Annotated in this window: 3 protein-coding genes; all 3 read left to right on the forward strand. The window is 57.0% G+C overall.

The window, feature by feature from the left end:
• Positions 1-772: 772 nt before the first annotated feature.
• The 3 genes from PQR02_RS39870 to PQR02_RS39880 are packed head-to-tail and all read left to right on the forward strand — an operon-like array spanning position 773 to position 3,379.
• On the forward strand, positions 773-1,420 hold the full coding sequence (locus PQR02_RS39870; RefSeq protein ID WP_408243300.1) for a tyrosine-type recombinase/integrase: 648 nt from the start codon (positions 773-775) through the stop codon (positions 1,418-1,420).
• Entirely contained in the window at positions 1,417-2,379 is a 963-nt protein-coding gene (locus tag PQR02_RS39875) for a tyrosine-type recombinase/integrase (RefSeq protein WP_408243301.1), read from the forward strand. Before PQR02_RS39870 ends, PQR02_RS39875 begins: the two co-directional genes overlap by 4 nt.
• Positions 2,372-3,379 (forward strand): tyrosine-type recombinase/integrase, encoded by a 1,008-nt coding sequence (locus PQR02_RS39880; RefSeq protein WP_408243302.1) that lies wholly within the window; start codon positions 2,372-2,374, stop codon positions 3,377-3,379. The genes PQR02_RS39875 and PQR02_RS39880 overlap by 8 nt, the downstream gene beginning before the upstream one ends.
• The last annotated feature ends 106 nt before the right edge of the window (positions 3,380-3,485 follow it).

The raw sequence follows: 3,485 nt of genomic DNA on the forward strand, positions 1-3,485 counted from the left end.
GACGCAATAATGCGCAGCTGAAAATTATGCGGAGTTTGCATCGTCCGGCTCGTCACGAGCACCAGTGCGACGCGCCTTGCAGGGATCTGTGGCTTGCAGCAAACTGCACATAAAAAGGGTGCTTTCCTGTTTGGGTTGTAACCCATTCAGGAGAATCATCATGATCGGCTTGGTTCCTCTTCGACCGCAGCCTCAGGCGTGGTTGAGGCGCAGCGTCCTTTGTCCTTTCGCAGAGCGCTACTGCGAATATCTTGTTGATACCGGCTACGCGGCTCGCACCATCAACATCTACGTAAGGTGCGTCGCGCACTTTGCGTATTGGCTTACAACGCACCGTATAGCCGTAGCACGTGTCGACGATCGACTTGTTTGCAACTTCGTGAACGACCATTTGCGGCGGTGTACCTGCCCCGTTCCGATTCCGAGGGGTCGGGCAGACGTGAATGCTGCACTTCGGCATTTGCTGGTCGTCATGGGCGCGTGCGCTGTCCCACGCTTTCTGCGGGCGGAATCGGACTCGGTGCAACAGGAGGTGCGTCGCTTTACTGACCATCTCAGGGACGTTTGCGGTCTAGCCGAATGCACGCGATATCAGCGCGGTCGCATCATTCGCGATTTCTTGCATCAGCGCTTTGGTCGAAAACACTTAGACATGGAGCTGCTAACGATTCGGGATATCCGTCGTTTCGTTACGCACTACCCTGACGGGTGCAATGCTGGAGCCGCTCACGTAGCGGGCGTAACGTTGCGCAGTTATCTGCGATTCAGGACCATGCAATATAACGATCAGGTCGAAGAGTTGATCGCAGCTGTGCCGAACGTGGCTGGATGGAGGTTGGCGGCGCTGCCTGAAACGCTTTCGGACGCCGCGATCGAGCGGTTCCTGAACTCCTTCGATCGCGAGACTGCGGCCAGCTTGCGTGATTACGCCATGGTGCGCTGTCTGGCTGATCTTGGGTTGCGGGCTGCGGAAGTCGTGCAAATCCAACTCGACGATTTAAACTGGCGCGAAGGCACGCTGCAAATCCGCCGCACCAAATCGCGGCGGGGCTACATCATTCCGCTGCCGGAGCCGACAGGTCATGCGATCGCCGACTATATCCGGTCAGGCCGACGGGCAACGACGACCTCCCGCGCCGTCTTTGTACGCCATTACGCACCTGCTGACCTTCCATTAGGAACGGGCCGCCTCCACAAGGCCGTGCATGACGCATATGTCCGTTGCGGTTGGACTGACCGCTCTGGAACCCATCTTCTGAGGCACAGCGTTGCCCGACGGCTGCTTCGTGCCGGCTCGTCGTTGAAGGAAGTGGCTGACGTATTGCGCCATGAGAGCATCGACACCACCGCGATCTACACGAAAATCGACCTGCGAAGCCTGGAAGCCGTGGCGCTTCCCTGGCCTGGGAGCAAATCATGAAGCGTCCCGTCAAATCAGCACACACAATGGCATCGCTGGTGGAAGCGTATCTCGCAGAGCGACGCTGTCTCGGCTTCGACCTTGCGATCTCAGGGCAGGTGCTGATGAACTTCGCCCGCTTCGCGGATACGGCGAACCATCGCGGTCCGATCACCGAAAGTCTGGCCGTTGCCTGGGCACACTCGACACCGAGCGAAAGGCCCATTACCTGGGCGCGTCGAATCGAGGTAATTCGCCCCTTCGCGAAGTATCTCAAGCAGTTCTATCCCACAACGGTTGTTCCGGGGCGTGATCTGTGCGGACGTGCTCATCGTCGTCTGACGCCGCACATCTACACCGAGCAGGAAATCGACGAGCTCCTCAGCGCGTCGGCAGCGATGTTGCCGGCCGGTTCGATCAGACCGCTCACCTATGAAGCGTTGTTCGGATTGATTGCGTCAACAGGCTTGCGAATCTCGGAAGCTCTCAATCTGTCTCGAGATGACGTGAACCTTGCTGACGGCACACTAGTTGTGCGCGAGACGAAGTTCCACAAGTCGCGTCTTATTGTCGTGCATCCAACTGTCACGCTTGCCATGAAGCGTTACGCTGCTCGCCGTGCGCTGGTCGTCGCTGCGCAGCCGTGCAATTCGTTCTTCGTGAATCTCAATGGGAGGAAGTTGCAAGCCAGAACAGTTCACTGGGTGTTTGGGCGCATTCGCGAGCAACTCGCGTGGATTGCTCGAGGCGACCATGCATTGCCTCGTATCCATGATCTTCGTCACTCGTTTGTGTGCCGACGCATCCCGAAGTGGTATCGGGACGGCGTGAACGTCGACAACCAGATGATTGCGCTGTCAACATATCTCGGACACGTGAAGCCGAGTGATACCTACTGGTACCTGACTGCTGTTCCCGATCTCATGGAAATCGTGAGTCAGAAATTTGCGTGCTTTGCTGAAGGAGTACGTCATGAGTAAGCCTTGTCTGGCTCCGTCCTTCGCCACGCTCGTGCAGGACTTCTTCGTCGAACGGTTGATCCAACAACGCGCGGTCAGCCCGGAGACGATATCGAGCTATCGTGATTCGTTTCGTCTGTTTCTGCAATTTGCATCGGACCGTGCGGGCAGGTGTCCGTCTGATCTGACGCTGGCCGACATGGATGCGCCATTAGTGCTGGCCTTTCTTCGGCATCTCGAAGTAGTGCGGCACAACAGCACGCGGACCCGCAACGTTCGACTCGCAGCGTTACGCTCGTTCCTGAAGTACGCGGCACATCGTGACATCGCGTCATTGGCCGTTATACAGCGTGCACTCTCTGTGCCGATGAAGCGTTGCGACAAACCTATGGTTGGATTCCTGTCGCGCGACGAGATCCAGCAACTGCTGACAGCTCCCGACCCAGACACCTGGCCCGGTCAACGCGACAGGGTAATGCTGGCAACCATGTATAACACGGGAGCACGGGTCTCGGAGATCCTCGCGCTGCGCGTCGGCGATGTCGTCTTTGGTTCGTCGCCCTGTGTCCATATTATCGGTAAAGGACGAAAGGAACGCATGGTGCCCCTGTGGCGATCAACTGCCAACCTAATCAAGCGATGGTTGCCAAGTATCCAGGATGCGCCAAGTCAGAGGCTCTTCCCGAATCGGTCGGGAAACGCGATGACTCGCTCGAATGTCGCTGACCGGATGAAAATTGCCGTAGCGCGAACGAAGGACCAATGTCCGCAGCTTGCCAAACGACGCATTTATCCTCATCTGGTTCGACACGCGACTGCCATGCATCTACTTCAATCAGGTGTCGACCTGTCGGTCATCGCCTTATGGCTGGGACACGAAAGCCCGTCGACGACGCACGGCTATATCGAGGCTGATCTGACAATGAAGGAGCGAGCACTGAACAGCATTCAACCACCAGAGGTAAAGAACCGTCGATATCGACCTCCGGACCGCATTCTGCAATTCCTAGAGTCGTTGTAATTATGCGTAGTTCGCCGAACCTTGAGTTCTCGTGGACCCGTTCGGCGACTGGCATGGCACTCATCGACACTGAAAGGCTCCGCATAATTTGCAACTGCGCATTATT

The sequence above is a fragment of the Paraburkholderia sediminicola genome (assembly GCF_046026895.1).
GTDB lineage: Bacteria > Pseudomonadota > Gammaproteobacteria > Burkholderiales > Burkholderiaceae > Paraburkholderia > Paraburkholderia sediminicola_C.